Origin of the sequence: Cytobacillus solani (genome assembly GCF_001420595.1) — a bacterium.
Lineage (GTDB): Bacteria > Bacillota > Bacilli > Bacillales > Cytobacillaceae > Cytobacillus > Cytobacillus solani.
Window position 1 is genome coordinate 2,966,957 of record NZ_LJIX01000006.1, and the last position, 15,836, is coordinate 2,982,792.

Sequence of the window (15,836 nt, forward strand, 5' to 3'; positions counted from 1 at the left end):
TAAAATCATCGACCGACGCCTCTTCACCTAAATATAAACTGGTAATTGCTAATATAAGTTGCACAAAAATAAAAAAGAGCAGACCTTCTAAAACAAGGTCTGCTTCTTCTATTCTCCTAAATCAACATTATGATACACTTGTTGAACATCTTCTAAATCTTCTAGTGCATCAATCATTTTTTCGAACTTTGCCTGTGCATCCTCTGAAAGAGTTACGTCATTTTGTGCAAGCATGGTTTGTTCAGCAACTGTAAATTCCGTAATACCTGCATTCTTAAACGCTTCTTGCACCGCATGGAATTGATCAGGATCTGCGTAAACGATCACAGATTCATCTTCTTCGATAATATCACGAACGTCAACATCTGCTTCCATTAGGATTTCAAGCACTTCATCTGCCGTTTTTCCCTCTAATCCAATGACAGCTGTCGCATCAAACATATAGGCAACCGATCCACTCACGCCCATATTCCCGCCATTCTTACCAAAGGCAGCGCGTACATCTGCAGCTGTACGATTGACGTTATTTGTCAAAGCATCTACAATGACCATTGATCCATTTGGTCCGAAGCCTTCATAGCGAAGCTCGTCATAGTTTTCATCTGAACCGCCTTTAGCTTTTTCTATTGCACGGTCAATAATATGTTTAGGTACATTGTATGTTTTTGCACGTTCTAATGTAAACTTTAATGCCTGATTTGCTTCTGGATCTGGCTCACCTTGTCTTGCAACAACATAAATTTCACGGCCAAATTTTGCATAAATCCGACTTGTATTTGCGTCTTTTGCCGCTTTTTTTTCTTTAATATTATTCCATTTACGACCCATAATGAACACTCACTTTCGAGATTGAATCAAAAATCAAATATGAATTGGTCGCTTCAAAAAAACCAAATCATATTTTAATAAAATTAACCTTGGTATCTATCACTAAATTATTTTATACCTATTTGATTCATTTGTTAAGTTATATATTCAAAAAAAAGAGCTGCATTTGCAACTCCTTTTTTCTTCCTTATTGCCCTTGGGCCCCATTTGAAGTAACTCTTCGAACATGGTCATCTTCAAAGTTGTTTTTTCGAAGGGCTTCAACTTTGTCGTCTAATAATTTCTTTTGATCGACTTCTGCAGAAGGTGTTTGTTTATTTTTTGACACTTCGTTCCCCCCTTTTTAACTTTGTGTACCTTCTTATTGTGCTTATTCTTTATAAAAATAATCATAAGATCGGTTAATTGGCATCACATATATTTGATTGATATAAGCAAGCTAATTTAAAGGAGGTGCCCGAATGTCAGAACCGAGACAACCAGGTAATCAGAGTCTTCCCGATTTTAATGAATTAAATGATCGGATTATTGCTAAACGAAGAACAACTGGACCGATGTTAAAAATAAAAACCAATTTAGATCCAAAGGATTCAACTATTGATAATCCTTATCTTCAAAACAAAAACAATACCGATTTAAAAACATTTAGAGCTTTCTTTGAGGAATAAAAACTTTCAAAAATATGACTTGATAAAGGAAAAATCCTCATAAGCATTTGAGGATTTTCCTATTATTATTATTATTATTATTGAGATAATTGCCCTCTTCCATTAAATGGTTTCCCTTTTTGAACAGCAGACCCCATTTTTTCCTGATAATACATCCAAACAACGATAATTAAACTAGCAAGTGCTACTTGAGACAACGCCATAAACCCTATTGCATAATGGCCAGTCAAATTAAATAAGAATGAGAGCATGAGCGGTGGAAAGAATCCTCCTAAGCCTCCCATTGCTGAAACAATCCCATTAACAATTCCGCCTTGCTTTGAGAAATACATCGGTACCAGCTTGAAAATAGTTCCATTGCCAATACCCGCACAGAAGGCAATTGTTAAACAGCCGATAGAATAAAATGTCAATGTTGGATTAAATGCTAATAAGATACCTGATAAGGTTAGACCTGCAAAAACGATCATTAAAATCTTAAATGAATTAAATTTATCACCAAGCCATCCGCCTAATGGACGGACAAACGTTGCGATTGCAATAAATCCTGCTGTTCTTAAACCTGCATCAACTTTATCCAGCTCAAAATTTGCTACGAGGAAGTTTGGCAGATAAATTGTAAATGCAACAAATGCACCAAATGTTAAGAAATAGAACAAACTTAAACACCATAGCTTTTCATTTTTGTAAACACTTTTGATTTGATCCTTTAATGGAGTGACTACTTTTGGTTCATTTTTATCACCTAAGAAAAAGTTCACTACCGCCACAACTAATACAATGATTAAGAATAGCTGAACAGTTGTCTGCCATCCAAATTGAGTGGCAATGACCGGTGCTGAGAATGTAGTAATCGCAGTTCCGACATTCCCTACACCATAGATACCGTTAACAAATCCATGCTTCTCCTTTGGATAGTATTTAGGTAAAGAAGTAACTCCCACTGAAAATACTGCTCCACTAATCCCTAAGAATAGTCCTCCGATGAGTAAGTCAGTGAATGAACTAGATATACTGATGTAGTAAATTGGAAAAAGCAACAGAATAAAGCTAATAGAAAATAATTTTCTTGCCCCAAAACGATTCGTCCAATATCCTATCGGTATCCTTAATATTGATCCTAGGACTACTGGAATCGCTGTTACTAGTGCTAATTGATTGGCTGATAATTGGATTTCTTCTTTAATAAAAGGCATTAATGCTGATAAAATGACCCATACCATAAATCCAGCAACTAAACTAAGTGTTTGAAGAGGTAATTGTATCGCTTTCGATTTCATTTTAAAATTCCCCTTTCGGTTATTTGAGTACATCGTAAAAAATTTGGATGTGATAAGATGTGAAGATCTTCACATTTCAAATGAAGTTCATAAATAATTCACAGTTTAAAACAGACAGTTTTCCACCCCTTAGTGTTAGAATATAGTTAACAACATGGATGTTAAAATAAAGGGTGATAAGCATATGGTGCAATCAATGAAACCAACACATTCAATTGAGATAAAAGAATTGCTTCAGCTAGCAGATCGGACAATAAAAACGACTAAAGGACAATATTTATTTCAAGAAGGAGAACATGCAGAGGAACTTTACCTAATCATTTCCGGTAAAGTCCAAATAAGTAAAATTTCTAAGGATGGCCGAGAGCTTGCCTTACGAATTTGTGGAGATAATGATATTTGTGGGGAATTAACTTTATTTACACATGCACCAAGATATTTGCTAAGTGCCCTAATACTAGAAGATGGCGAAATAGCAGCGATCAAGAAAGAAGTCATTGAAAGGGAAATCTTCCAAAATAGTGCACTAGCATTCGAATTTATGAAATGGATGAGTGATCATTTTCGTAAAACGCAAACAAAATTTCGTGACCTTGTTTTAAACGGGAAAAAAGGAGCATTATTCTCTACTCTTATTCGTATGACGAATAGCTATGGGATAAAAAAAAGTGATGGCATTCTAATTGATCTTCCTTTAACAAACCAAGAGCTAGGGAATTTTTGTGGAACATCAAGAGAAAGCACGAACCGAATGCTTAATGAATTAAAGCGAGAAGGAATTATCTCCATTAAGAAAGGGAAAATTACAGTCCATAATCTCAAATTCCTTAAAGAAGAAATTGGCTGTGAAAATTGCCCTGCTACTTATTGCAGTATTGAATAAGAATCATAATAAAAAAGACTGACATAAAATTGTCAGTCTTTTTTTATGTCAGCCTTTCTATTTCACACAAATTTCTTTTTCTAAGCAAATCACAGGTCCAAACTGGGAGGATGACCTTGCTGGTGGTCATATCACTGGGTTACAGGATCCGAAAGTTGTCGCAATGGAAAATCAAATTCGCACTGAATTTGAAGAGGTATTCATGATGTACTTGCCAAGAATATGTGAGCACTGCATCAACCCATCCTGCGTGAGTGCATGCCCGTCAGGTGCTATGTATAAACGGGATGAGGACGGGATTGTTCTTGTTGACCAAAATGCTTGCCGTGCATGGAGACACTGTGTGACTTCTTGTCCTTATAAAAAGGTGTATTTCAACTGGCAAACAAATAAAGCAGAAAAATGCACCTTATGTTTCCCAAGAATTGAGGCTGGACTGCCAACAATCTGCTCTGAAACTTGTGTTGGCCGTATTCGCTACCTCGGAGTTATGCTTTATGATGCAGATAAGGTCGAAGAAGCCGCTTTATCTGATGAAAAAGATCTTTATCATGCACAATTAGACATCTTTTTAGACCCTAATGATCCTGATGTCGTGGAAGCTGCTAAGAATGAAGGCATCCCATTGGAATTCATTGAAGCAGCACAAAAATCACCTCTCTATAAAATGATTATAGATTGGAAAATTGCGCTGCCGCTTCACCCTGAATATCGGACGATGCCAATGGTATGGTATATTCCGCCACTAAGCCCAATTATGAATATGTTTGAAGGAGTTGGCAGTTCATCAAATGCAGAGGACATTTTCCCTGCAATTGATGAAATGCGGATTCCAATCCAATACTTAGCCAATTTACTTACGGCAGGTGATGAATCACATATTCGGAAGGTCTTGAAGAAAATGGCTGTCATGAGAACTTATATGAGAAGTGTACAAACAAAAAAGCTGCCTAACACTTCCCTAATTGAACAGCTAGGATTAACAGAACAAGACATTAAAGATATGTACCGTCTGCTAGCCATTGCTAAATATGAAGATCGTTTTGTAATCCCAGCTTCCCATCGTGAAGAGGTGGCAGATCTATATGATGAACAAGGAAGCTGCGGCCTTGCATTTGCTGGTGGACCAGGAGCTTGTGGAACGCTCTAGGAATTCTGATGAAGGTATTTCATCTCCCTCCCTTTTTTAGCAGGTCTGACGATTATATTTAATAGGAAGCAGGTGGCAAACAAATGATTTTTCATGAAATTCAACAAACTTTTCAAGTTTGTTCCTATTTATTAAGCTATCCGAATAAAGAATTTCTTGATTCTATTGATGACCTAAACGAGGATATTGATTCCCCCACTTTTCCTTTTATTAAAGAGGAGTTATTAAAGTTTATTCAAAAATGCAAACAGATGTCGCCGTCTGAACTGATTTCTGTGTATATAAATACGTTTGATTTTGGCAAGAAAACCAATCTATATGTCACGTATATGTCAAATGGAGAACAACGTGAACGAGGAATGGATCTCCTTTTTTTAAAAAATTATTACAAAATACATGGGTTTGATATAACTGATCAAGAACTTCCAGACTATCTGCCGATTATGCTTGAATTTGCAAGCCATGTAGACCAAGAAACAATAATGCCTGTTTTCTCCAGATACTTTGCAAGCATAAAGGAAATTTCTGAAAATATTAACCCAGAAGATAATCATTATGGGCACATAATGAAAGCCATTATATTAGCTCTTGAGGCGATTGGAATTACCAAAACTGCAAGAAGGAGTGCAGCACTATGCTCGACCAGTTTCTCTGGATAGTCCTCCCCTATATTGTTCTGACTATATTTATCGGCGGACATATCTATCGCTATCAAAACGACCAATTTGGATGGACATCCAAATCAAGCGAATTGTTGGAAAAGAGACTCCTTCGATTTGGCAGCAATCTATTTCATTGGGGAATCATCCTTGTTTTCGGCGGGCATGTAATGGGGCTGTTAATTCCTATTGGTGTGTATGAAACTATGGGGATTTCTATGCATCAGTACCATACGATTGCTCTTATAGGGGGAATCCCTGCTGGAATTGCTGCTACCTTTGGGATATTCATTCTCCTTTACCGCCGGATGACTGTACACAGACTTATTGCAAATAGTACAAAAGGTGATTGGGTTTCTCTTTTTTGTTTACTTATTGTCATTTTATCAGGCATGTCTGCCACTTTTTCAAATATTAATTCCCACGGATTTGATTATCGGACAACAATTGGACCATCTTCCGTGCTGATTCAAGCCTATTAATAGATGTTCCCGTTTGGTTCAAAATTCATTTGCTCGCAGTATTTGGTTTAATTGCCGCATGGCCATTCACACGTCTTGTACATGTATTTAGTGTGCCGGTTCGATATTTAACTCGAAGCTATGTTATTTATCGTAAACGCAGACCGAGACATGAACATATGTAGAAAAATATTCATGTTGGCCAATAGAAAACCAATGAATAAACAGGTTAATTAAAACCTGTTTATTCATTTCAATTAGCCTACAATTCTCACCGAGTTCTTTCCACAGCTCCCATACGTTTATTGCCCTCTCATCGTACCGCCTGTCCCAGGATTTTGATGGTTTCTGCCATCATTATATAACCGGTCATTTTGCTGTACATCATTTAACAATCCACGGTTGTTATCCCTATTATTTGTATTATCTCTAGCCGGATTCATATTTGAGTCTGCAGGATCCAATCGATCATTATTATTCTGTTCATATCGAACAGGTCGATAGTTTACATCCTCTGTATCGTTCATTCTGTTGTTATTTACACCACAAGCAGATAATACACCTAATGAAAATACAGCAGTTACAACTGTAGCTAGTAATTTTTTCTTCATAACAAGCGCCCTCCTAATCATATTTTTAACAAGGCAATATTAATTTGCGCTTTTTTCTTCATCCTAAACTTGAAATATTTACTCCTTTTATCGTTTCAATTATTTGATATTTCTATCCCAAATTGTTATCCTAATACTGCAATTGAAGGGAAATAAGTTATAAAGGAGACATTTTGATGAATTTTGTAACCTTAAATAATGGATTAAAAATGCCGCAGCTTGGTTTCGGTGTATGGCAAGTGGAAAATGAACAAGCAGAGGTTGCCGTAGCCAAGGCAATTGAAGTGGGCTATACGTCTATTGATACTGCAATGATTTATCAGAATGAAAGTGGGGTCGGAAAAGCCATTCAAGCTTCCTCTGTTCCACGTGAAGAGCTTTTTATTACTACAAAAGTTTGGAATAGTGATCAAGGGTATGAAAATACATTACGTGCATTTGATGAAAGCTTAGAAAAGCTTGGCCTTGATTATGTTGACCTATACTTGATTCATTGGCCAACGCCAGAGTTCGATCAATATGTTGATACATATAAGGCTTTAGAAAAACTTTATCATGCTGGACGTGTGAAAGCGATTGGGGTGTGTAACTTTGACATCGAACATCTAGAGCGTATTTTAAAAGAATGTGATGTCAAGCCAGTCCTTAACCAAATTGAGTGTCATCCGTACCTTGATCAAAAAGAGCTGAAAGACTTTTGTGCGAAGCATGAAATTTTTGTCGAAGCATGGAGTCCATTACAACAAGGCGGCGAAGTGCTAAACGAAGAAATCATTCAAAAAATTGCAAAAGACCATGGGAAATCACCAGCACAAATCGTCTTGCGCTGGCACTTACAAAATAACACCATTGTCATTCCAAAATCTGTAACACCAGCTAGAATTGAGGAAAACTTCAATGTATTTGATTTTGAACTTTCTGCAAACGAAATGGAAGAAATCAATAAGCTAAATCGCAAAGAACGCAAAGGACCAAAACCAAGCGAAATGAATATGAGATAAAAAATAAAATAAATGCTAAACACAATGAAAAAAGACCTTCAACGTAAGGTCTTTTTTTCATGAATATTTGTTGGACTAGTTGTCATATCGTCCGAATTGACACATAAAATGTACAAGTTATAGAACTCTATTCTGAGTGGAGTGGTGGATGTTTGAATAGCAGTATCTTACTTAGCTATATTTTATTAGGATTTACCCTAGCAGCTCCGATTGGTCCGGTAAATTCTGCACGTTTAGATAAAGGGATAAAAAACGGATTTTGGCATGCATGGATGGTTGGTGCTGGTTCAATGATCGCGGATGGCATCTTCATGATGATCGTTTATTTAGGAATGGTTCATTTTCTTGAGATTCCTATCGTCCAAATCTTTCTCTGGTTATTCGGCGGATTTATCCTTTTCTATTCTGGCATTGAAAGTATCATCGGAGCAGGCTCAATTACTCTAGCTGATAGCAGAGGAAAAGAATCAATTATGAAATGTTTTTTTACAGGATTTATTATGTCAATTACAAGCCCTATGTCGATTCTCTTTTGGCTAGGCATTTATGGTTCAGTCTTGGCAAAAACGGCGCAAACGAATGGAACCGCATCGCTATTAATTTACAGCAGTATGATATTTCTCGGTTTAACACTTTGGGATATTCTTGTTGCTGGGCTGACTACTGGTTTTAGAAGATTTCTAAATAGCAGAAGCCTTAAAATGATTTCAATTATTTCTGGTTTTTCCTTAATTGGTTTTGGACTTTATTTTGGCTATCAAGGAATAGTGAGTTTACTTACAGGCTAATCCAATATAACTTTTTAAGACTGAGTATTCAATGTTGGTTGCACAATTAAATCATTCGAGTTTTTTTGTTCCTTTTTTGTAAATTCTTCAGGGTATCCGTAACTGCCATGTTCACTTAAATCTAAGCCCATTAATTCTTCTTCTTTTGTCACTCGGATACCATTCATTACTTTTTTCATTACAAATAATGCAGTGAATGAGACAGTAAAAGCAAAAACCGCTGATACAGTCACACCCATTAGTTGGACCCATAGCTGTGAAAGCCCGCCACCATAAAACAAGCCTGGTTTGCCAACTGATGCTAATTCAGGTGTAGCAAACAATCCTGTAGATAAAGTTCCCCATATACCTGCTATGCCATGGACGGAAAGTGCAAAAATCGGATCATCAATCTTTAGTTTTTCAACAAGCCTGGCTCCGTAAAAAACTAATAATCCGGCAATGATCCCAATAACAACCGCTGCCCATGTTTCAACAAATGCACATGAGGCTGTAATGGCAACGAGTCCTGCCAATGCCCCATTCAACATTGTCGGAACATCCGATTTTCCCATCATTGCCCATGAAATAAGCAAAGCACTGATAGCACCTGCAGCTGCAGCCAAATTTGTATTTAATGCAATAAATCCAAAGAATCCTCCTTCAACTCCTAAAGTACTTCCTGCATTAAAGCCAAACCAGCCAATCCACAAAATCAGTACGCCTAAAGCAGTGAATACCTGGTTGTGACCATGAAGATTATTTGCAGAGCCATCCTTATTGTATTTTCCAATACGCGGCTTTAATAGAATGGTTGCTGCAAGAGCAGCCATCGCCCCTGTTAAATGAACAACTGTCGAACCAGCAAAATCTTGTTTCCCATGCTCTGCCAGCCAGCCTCCTCCCCATATCCAATGTGCAACAATCGGATAAATGATGCTTGAAAAAATAAGGGCGAAAATAAGATATACCGATAACTTCGCCCGCTCTGCAAAGCCGCCAAATGCAATGGTTAAGGCAATTCCTGCAAACGCAAGCTGAAAAACGAAGAATGCAGCCTTAGAATAACTAGCTTCTCCCGTTTCTTGTCCTGAATAGAAAAAGTCAGACATACCTACAAAAAAGTTTCCATTGCTGCCAAAAATAAAACCGTAGCCAACTGCCCAAAAAATAATAGAGGCAATACCAAAAGAAAATATGGTCTTACCTGCAATATGACCAGCATTTTTCATTCTTGTGGAGCCTGCTTCTAATAAAATAAACCCACCTTGCATGAAAATGACCAAAATTGCACCTAACATAATCCATAAACTGTTTACTAAAAATAATTCAGCCATTCCCATTCCCCCATTTTTTTATATAACTATTTTATCTTGCTCATCATGTAACTATCACATGCTATAGCAGCCTCCCTCCCTTCTTGTATTGCCCAGACTACTAAACTTTGGCCTCTTCTTACATCTCCAGCCATAAATACCCCTTCTATATTTGTTGCATACTTTTCATTCGTTGCCTTTATTTTCTGATGTTTATCTTGTTTGAGCGCAAATGCTTTAAGCACTTCCTCTTCTGGGCCACTGAATCCAATGGCAATTAATACAAGGTCAGCGGGCCATATTTTTTCACTCCCGGGGATTTCATGAATAAAAGTATTTCCATGCTGGTCCGTTCTTGTCTCAATTTGTACTGTGTGCAGTTCTTTTACACGCCCGCTGCCATCGCCAATAAATCTCTTCGTTAAAATTGAATATTCCCTTGGATCTTTACCCGTTTGTACACTTGCTTCTTCATATGCATAATCCAATGAGAAGGTATTTGGAAATTCGGGCCACGGATTAGCATCTGTACGCCCCATTGGGAGCTGCGGATGCTTCCCGAACTGTACAATCCTTTTACATTTATGGCGTAAGGCAGTTGCGATACAGTCTGCCCCTGTATCACCCCCGCCAATGACGATGACATCCATTCCTTCTGCCGAAAGATAAGCTTGATCCGCAAAATGAGAATCTAGCAGACTTTTCGTATTTGCTGTTAAATAATCCATCGCAAAATGAATTCCCTTTAGCTCTCTTCCTTCTATAAATAAGTCTCTTGGTTTATGTGCTCCGGTACATAGTATAACTGCATCAAAACTCTCGCGTAATTCGTTTGCTTGAATGTCTTTTCCAATTTCCGTATTTGCAACAAACAGTATGCCTTCAGCTTCTAATAAACACACTCTTCGCTCAACAATATCTTTTTCAAGCTTCATATTCGGGATGCCATACATGAGCAATCCGCCTATCCGATCTGAACGTTCAAAAACAGTCACTGAATGCCCCATTTTGTTCAATTGATCTGCACATGCAAGCCCTGCTGGACCTGAACCGACTATTGCAACTGTCTTACTAGTGCGGATTGCTGGCGGGTTTGGAGTAATCCACCCTTCTGCGAAACCTTTATCAATAATTGCCCGTTCAATGCTTTTTATGGCAACGGCTGAATCATTGATAGCAACTGTACAGGATCCTTCACATGGAGCTGGGCATACACGACCTGTGAACTCGGGAAAATTATTTGTTTTGACTAGCCTCTCAAGTGCTTCCTTCCATCTTCCACGGTAAATAAGATCATTCCATTCTGGAATTAAATTATTTGTTGGGCACCCTATCATTGATCTTCCTAATTGAATCCCTGTATGACAAAACGGAGTAGCACAATCCATACATCGTGCACCTTGTATTTCCAAGTTTTCTTTCGAAAGAAGCAGCTGATATTCACTCCAGTCGTTCAAGCGGTCGCTTGGTTTTCTTTCTATCGGGACTTTCCTGTCATATTCAATAAAACCAGTATGCTTCCCCATCGATGCACTCCTTTCTTTAATTCATTAAGCTTAAAGTTCTTGATATCGGATCTGCTTGATTCGGATTAAAAACATCAGCTAATCTTTCTGCCCTCTTTTGATTTCGGTCCTCTTTTTGAACAGCACGTTTATATTCCTTCGGGATCACTTTTACCCATGTCGATAATAGGTCATTCCAATGTTGGAGAATATATTGAGCTCGTGAACTATTGGTATACATGTGATGGTTTTGAATCAGCTGCTTAAGCTCATCTACTTCTTCCCATTTATCAAGCGGCTCCAAGTAAACTAAACACCGATTGCATTTTTTATAAAAGCTTTCATACTCCTCCGCAAAGACATAAGCTATCCCGCCAGACATTCCAGCTGCAAAATTTTTGCCAACCGGACCAAGGACAGCAACACGCCCCCCTGTCATATATTCACAGCCATGATCGCCCATTCCCTCTACAACCGCATGTACACCACTATTCCTCACACAAAAACGCTCACCTGCTAAACCACGAATGTACGCTTCACCAGATGTCGCTCCATAGAAGGCAACATTTCCGATAATCATATTCTCTTCAGGGATAAAAACAGATTTTACTGATGGCTTTACAATGATTTTTCCACCAGATAACCCTTTGCCGACATAATCATTCGCTTCGCCTTCAAGAGTTAACGTAACCCCTTTCGGTAAAAAGGCACCAAAGCTTTGACCAGCAGCTCCCGAAAATTGCAAATCAATCGTATCTTCGGGAAGACCAGCTTGCCCATATTGTTTTGTTATTTCACTTCCTACTAACGTGCCCACTGTCCGGTGAATATTTTTAATGGGAAAACTTGCTTTTACTTTCTTTTTTTGTGTAATTGCAGGCTGACAAACAGCGAGAAGCTCTTTCTGATCAAGAGAATGTTCAAGCTTGTGATTTTGTCGCCTTTGATTATACGATCCCCCATTATTTAAATCATTTGGCTCATATAATATTGTTGAAAGATCCAAGTCTTTTGTTTTCCAATGTATTTTTGATTTATCTATCTGCATTAGTCTATTTGTTTGCCCAACCATTTCATTAATTGTTCTAAATCCAAGCCCTGCCATAATTTCACGAACATCCTTCGCAATAAATCGCATGAAATTAACGAGATATTCCGCTTCCCCATGGAATTTTTTGCGCAGTTCTGGGTCTTGGGTAGCAATCCCAACAGGACAAGTATTTAAATGACAAGCTCGAACAAGAACACAGCCTAGGACAACGAGGGGCGCTGTTCCGAAACCGAATTCCTCTGCCCCTAGAAGAGTTGCTATGACAATATCACGGCCTGTCATCATTTTCCCATCCGCTTCTATTGCAACCCTGTCTCTTAGTCCATTTAGTATCAAGGTTTGATGCGTTTCTGCAAGTCCAATCTCCCAAGGGATACCTGTATGCTTGATGCTCGTTTTCGGTGCAGCACCCGTACCTCCTTCAGATCCGCTGATCAAAATGACATCTGCCAGCCCCTTTGCAACACCTGCTGCAATTGTGCCAACACCCGCCTTCGAGACTAGCTTGACACTAATTCTTGCCTGCGGATTGGCATTTTTTAAATCATGAATCAACTGGGCGAGGTCTTCTATTGAATAGATATCATGGTGCGGCGGTGGTGAAATTAGACCAACACCTGGTGTAGAACCTCGCACCTCTGCAATCCATGGATATACTTTGCTCCCAGGTAAATGGCCTCCTTCACCCGGCTTTGCCCCTTGAGCCATCTTAATTTGAATTTCCTCGGCATGAACTAAATAATGACTTGATACACCAAATCTTCCTGAAGCGACTTGCTTAATCGCACTTCCTCTTCTATCGCCATTTTCATCAGGAATACAGCGATCAGGATGTTCTCCCCCTTCCCCGCTATTGCTTTTGCCGCAAATCCGGTTCATTGCAATTGCGATTGTTTCATGTGCCTCTTGACTTAAAGAACCGTATGACATCGCCCCCGTTTTAAAACGTCTGCAAATGGATTCAATACTTTCCACTTCATCTATAGGAATCGGTGAAGACTTTCTAAATCCCAACATCCCACGCAAGAATATAAGTTGTTCTTCATTGGCCAGTTCTGCATATTTTTTATAAAGCTGATAATCATTTGTACGGCATGCATGCTGCAGAAGATGTATGGTTTCTGGACGAAAAGCATGGGCTTCCCCTCCTTGACGCCATTGAAAGTCACTGCCGCTCTCTAATGAATCTTTTTTATTCTTCAGATGGAATGCTTCAGCATGTCGAAGCAGCGTTTCTTTCGCAATTGCTTCAAGTTTCAATCCACCTAATCTTGCTGGTGTTCCAGTAAAATACTTATCAATAACGTGAGAATCAATCCCAACAGACTCAAAAATTTGTGCCCCTCGATAACTTTGAATAGTAGAAATCCCCATTTTAGATAGGACCTTTATCACTCCATTCGTTGCAGCTTGAATATAGTTCTCTATTGCTTCAAAGGTATCTAGTGTTTGATTTTTCCTGCTATCTAGCATATTTCTAATCGTCTGAAATACAAGATAAGGATTAACTGCATCAGCCCCATATCCGATCAGCATACAAAAATGATGAGCATCTCGCGCCTCCCCTGTTTCTACGATAATACTTACTTTTGTTCTAGTTCCTTGTCGTACTAAATGATGATGAAGCCCGCTAACCGCAAGCAGTGCTGGAATGGCTGCAGCAGTTTTATCCATATTACGATCAGACAAAATAATGATGGAGACCCCACTTTTAACCGCTTGATCAACCGAAAAAAATAAATGATTTAATGCCTTTTCTAAGCCTCGTTCCTCATTATTAATATCAAATATAATAGGAAATGTTTCGGTTTTAAATGAATCAAAGGGATTATGGCGTAGCCGGTTAAGCTGATCCTCCGTGCAAATGGGCGTCTCCATCCGAATGCGGCGGCAGCTTTCTGATGTTGGATTAAGCAAATTCCCTTCACCACCTAGCAGAGTGATTGTTGAGGTAACAAATGCCTCACGTATGGCATCAATTGGAGGATTCGTCACTTGGGCAAACAGCTGTCTAAAGTAATTGTACAAAAGCTGTGATCGATTGGAGAGAATAGCTAATGGTGTATCGTTTCCCATAGAACCAACAGGCTCTTTTCCTTCTATCGCCATTGGTTCAATATGCTTTGTCAATTCTTCATACGTGTATCCGAATGCTCGTTGAAACTGTGACAGCTTAAAGCTGTTTTTCTGGTGAGACTCTTTCACTTCCATGAGCTCATTCAAATGAATTTGCTTCTCATCTAACCATTTGCGGTAGGGAGAGCTCTTAGCCATGTTTCGTTTTATTTCCTCATTCAATAGAATTCGACCTTTTTGTAAATCTACTAATAGCATTTCTCCAGGACTTAATCTGCCTTTTTGAATAATTAAATCAGGCTCTATATCAATGACTCCTGCCTCAGATGAGAATATGATCGAATCATCTGCTGTTACATAATAGCGTGCTGGACGAAGACCATTGCGATCAAGCATCGCGCCGATTTGCTTACCATCCGTAAAAGCAAAAGCTGCAGGTCCATCCCATGGCTCCATCAAATGGCTGTGATATTCATAAAATGCTTTTAATGAATCCTCCATTCCTTCGTCTTTTTCCCAAGGTTCAGGTACCATCATCAATGCTGCATGAGGTAGGGAGCGCCCAGATAACACTAAAAATTCTAAACAATTATCAAATGATGAAGAGTCACTGCCTTCTAAATCAATAATAGGCAATATTTCACTTATTTCTGTTTCAAAAACTGAAGATTCAATTATTTTTTCACGTGCCTTCATCCAATTGACGTTCCCATTTACCGTATTTATTTCTCCATTATGAATTAAATATCGATTTGGATGTGCCCTTTCCCAACTTGGAAAGGTATTCGTACTAAATCTTGAATGGACAAGAGAAAAGGATGATTCAAACGCTTCCTCTTGCAGATCAACATAATAAGTATCCAGCTGTTCGGGAGTCAGCATCCCTTTGTAAACAATCGTACGGGAAGAGAGACTGGAAAAATAGAATATTTCATTTCCGGCCAATTGTTTTTCTTGAATGGCTTTTTCCGTTCTTTTTCGGATAACATAGAGCCTTCTTTCGAATGAAGCATCTTCCATTTCTTTATCCGATTTCCCAATAAACACTTGGCGAATATATGGCTGACTTTTTTTCGCAGAAGTCCCAAGAGTAGAATCATCGGTTGGCACCGTTCTCCACCCTAATAATTGTTGGCCTTCTTCCTCAATGATTTCTTTTAATACATGTTCACAGCGCTCTCGCCATTGTGGCTTTTGCGGTAAGAAGATCATTCCAACCCCATAATTTCCGATTTCAGGAATGCTCATCTTCACACATTTCGTTAAGAAAAACTGATGGGGAAGCTGAGTCATGATACCTGCCCCATCTCCAGTGGCCGGGTCACTTCCTTGACCTCCTCGATGCTCTAACCGGTTAAGCATCGATAATCCCTGCCTAATTATTTGATTGGATATACAGCCATTTACATTGGCAATAAAGCCGATTCCGCATGCATCATGTTCAAACACTGGATCATATAAACCTTGTTTCAAAGGAATCATGTTATTTTTCATCATTTCACCCTTTCTTGATGATTATTAAAAATAAAAGATTACTTTTTAATTAATAATCTGATTAAACATTTATAATTTTCTTATTT

12 protein-coding genes and 2 pseudogenes are annotated in these 15,836 nt (G+C 38.5%); 7 read left to right on the forward strand and 7 right to left on the reverse strand.

Features of this window, described 5'->3' with window-relative positions; all coding sequences use genetic code 11:
- Window positions 1-108: 108 nt before the first annotated feature.
- Together AN957_RS16675 and AN957_RS28125 are read right to left on the reverse strand one after the other, a co-directional pair.
- The gene (locus tag AN957_RS16675; RefSeq protein ID WP_056685252.1) at window positions 109-828 is read right to left on the reverse strand and encodes a YebC/PmpR family DNA-binding transcriptional regulator; all 720 of its coding nucleotides are present in this window, start codon (window positions 826-828) and stop codon (window positions 109-111) included.
- A gap of 187 nt (window positions 829-1,015) precedes the next feature.
- Complete coding sequence (locus tag AN957_RS28125) at window positions 1,016-1,156, reverse strand: hypothetical protein (RefSeq protein ID WP_172797650.1); 141 nt, start codon at window positions 1,154-1,156, stop codon at window positions 1,016-1,018.
- A 133-nt stretch (window positions 1,157-1,289) separates the two neighbouring features.
- On the opposite strand from AN957_RS28125, the gene AN957_RS16680 reads away from it, so the two are divergent.
- Window positions 1,290-1,496, forward strand: a complete 207-nt coding sequence (locus AN957_RS16680; protein ID WP_056685255.1) for a hypothetical protein — start codon at window positions 1,290-1,292, stop codon at window positions 1,494-1,496.
- A gap of 77 nt (window positions 1,497-1,573) precedes the next feature.
- Here the strand turns inward: AN957_RS16680 and AN957_RS16685 are convergent, their stop codons facing one another.
- The gene (locus tag AN957_RS16685) at window positions 1,574-2,776 is read right to left on the reverse strand and encodes a nitrate/nitrite transporter (RefSeq protein WP_053476573.1); all 1,203 of its coding nucleotides are present in this window, start codon (window positions 2,774-2,776) and stop codon (window positions 1,574-1,576) included.
- 184 nt (window positions 2,777-2,960) lie between these two features.
- On the opposite strand from AN957_RS16685, the gene AN957_RS16690 reads away from it, so the two are divergent.
- The 4 genes and pseudogenes from AN957_RS16690 (at window position 2,961) to narI (ending at window position 6,114) form a co-directional block, all read left to right on the forward strand.
- Window positions 2,961-3,659, forward strand: coding sequence for a Crp/Fnr family transcriptional regulator (locus AN957_RS16690; protein WP_053476574.1), 699 nt, complete (start codon window positions 2,961-2,963; stop codon window positions 3,657-3,659).
- A 94-nt stretch (window positions 3,660-3,753) separates the two neighbouring features.
- A pseudogene (gene narH, locus AN957_RS16695) lies at window positions 3,754-4,809 on the forward strand (nitrate reductase subunit beta); the annotation flags it as partial.
- Window positions 4,810-4,892: 83 nt separating this feature from the next.
- Window positions 4,893-5,468 carry a nitrate reductase molybdenum cofactor assembly chaperone gene (gene narJ / locus AN957_RS16700; RefSeq protein WP_053476575.1) on the forward strand — a complete coding sequence of 192 codons (576 nt, stop codon included), beginning with the start codon at window positions 4,893-4,895 and terminating at the stop codon, window positions 5,466-5,468.
- Window positions 5,444-6,114, forward strand: a pseudogene (gene narI / locus AN957_RS16705) (respiratory nitrate reductase subunit gamma). The gene narJ and the pseudogene narI overlap by 25 nt, the downstream one beginning before the upstream one ends.
- 117 nt (window positions 6,115-6,231) lie before the next feature.
- Here the strand turns inward: narI and AN957_RS16710 are convergent.
- Entirely contained in the window at window positions 6,232-6,540 is a 309-nt protein-coding gene (locus AN957_RS16710; protein ID WP_056685257.1) for a hypothetical protein, read from the reverse strand.
- A 176-nt stretch (window positions 6,541-6,716) separates the two neighbouring features.
- Here AN957_RS16710 and AN957_RS16715 point away from each other — a divergent pair, with 176 nt between their 5' ends.
- Window positions 6,717-7,541 carry an aldo/keto reductase gene (locus AN957_RS16715; RefSeq protein WP_056685260.1) on the forward strand — a complete coding sequence of 275 codons (825 nt, stop codon included), beginning with the start codon at window positions 6,717-6,719 and terminating at the stop codon, window positions 7,539-7,541.
- Window positions 7,542-7,693: 152 nt separating this feature from the next.
- Entirely contained in the window at window positions 7,694-8,329 is a 636-nt protein-coding gene (locus tag AN957_RS16720) for a LysE family transporter (protein ID WP_053476578.1), read from the forward strand.
- A gap of 14 nt (window positions 8,330-8,343) precedes the next feature.
- On the opposite strand, the gene AN957_RS16725 is transcribed toward AN957_RS16720, so the two are convergent.
- Genes AN957_RS16725 through gltB form a run of 3 tightly spaced genes read right to left on the reverse strand, consistent with a single transcriptional unit; the run spans window position 8,344 to window position 15,750 of the window.
- Window positions 8,344-9,645, reverse strand: a complete 1,302-nt coding sequence (locus AN957_RS16725; RefSeq protein ID WP_053476579.1) for an ammonium transporter — start codon at window positions 9,643-9,645, stop codon at window positions 8,344-8,346.
- A gap of 26 nt (window positions 9,646-9,671) precedes the next feature.
- A complete protein-coding gene (locus tag AN957_RS16730) occupies window positions 9,672-11,150 on the reverse strand; it encodes a glutamate synthase subunit beta (RefSeq protein WP_056685264.1) in 1,479 nt (492 codons plus the stop codon).
- Between the two features lie 16 nt (window positions 11,151-11,166).
- Complete coding sequence (gltB, locus tag AN957_RS16735; RefSeq protein WP_082446626.1) at window positions 11,167-15,750, reverse strand: glutamate synthase large subunit; 4,584 nt, start codon at window positions 15,748-15,750, stop codon at window positions 11,167-11,169.
- Window positions 15,751-15,836: the final 86 nt, after the last annotated feature.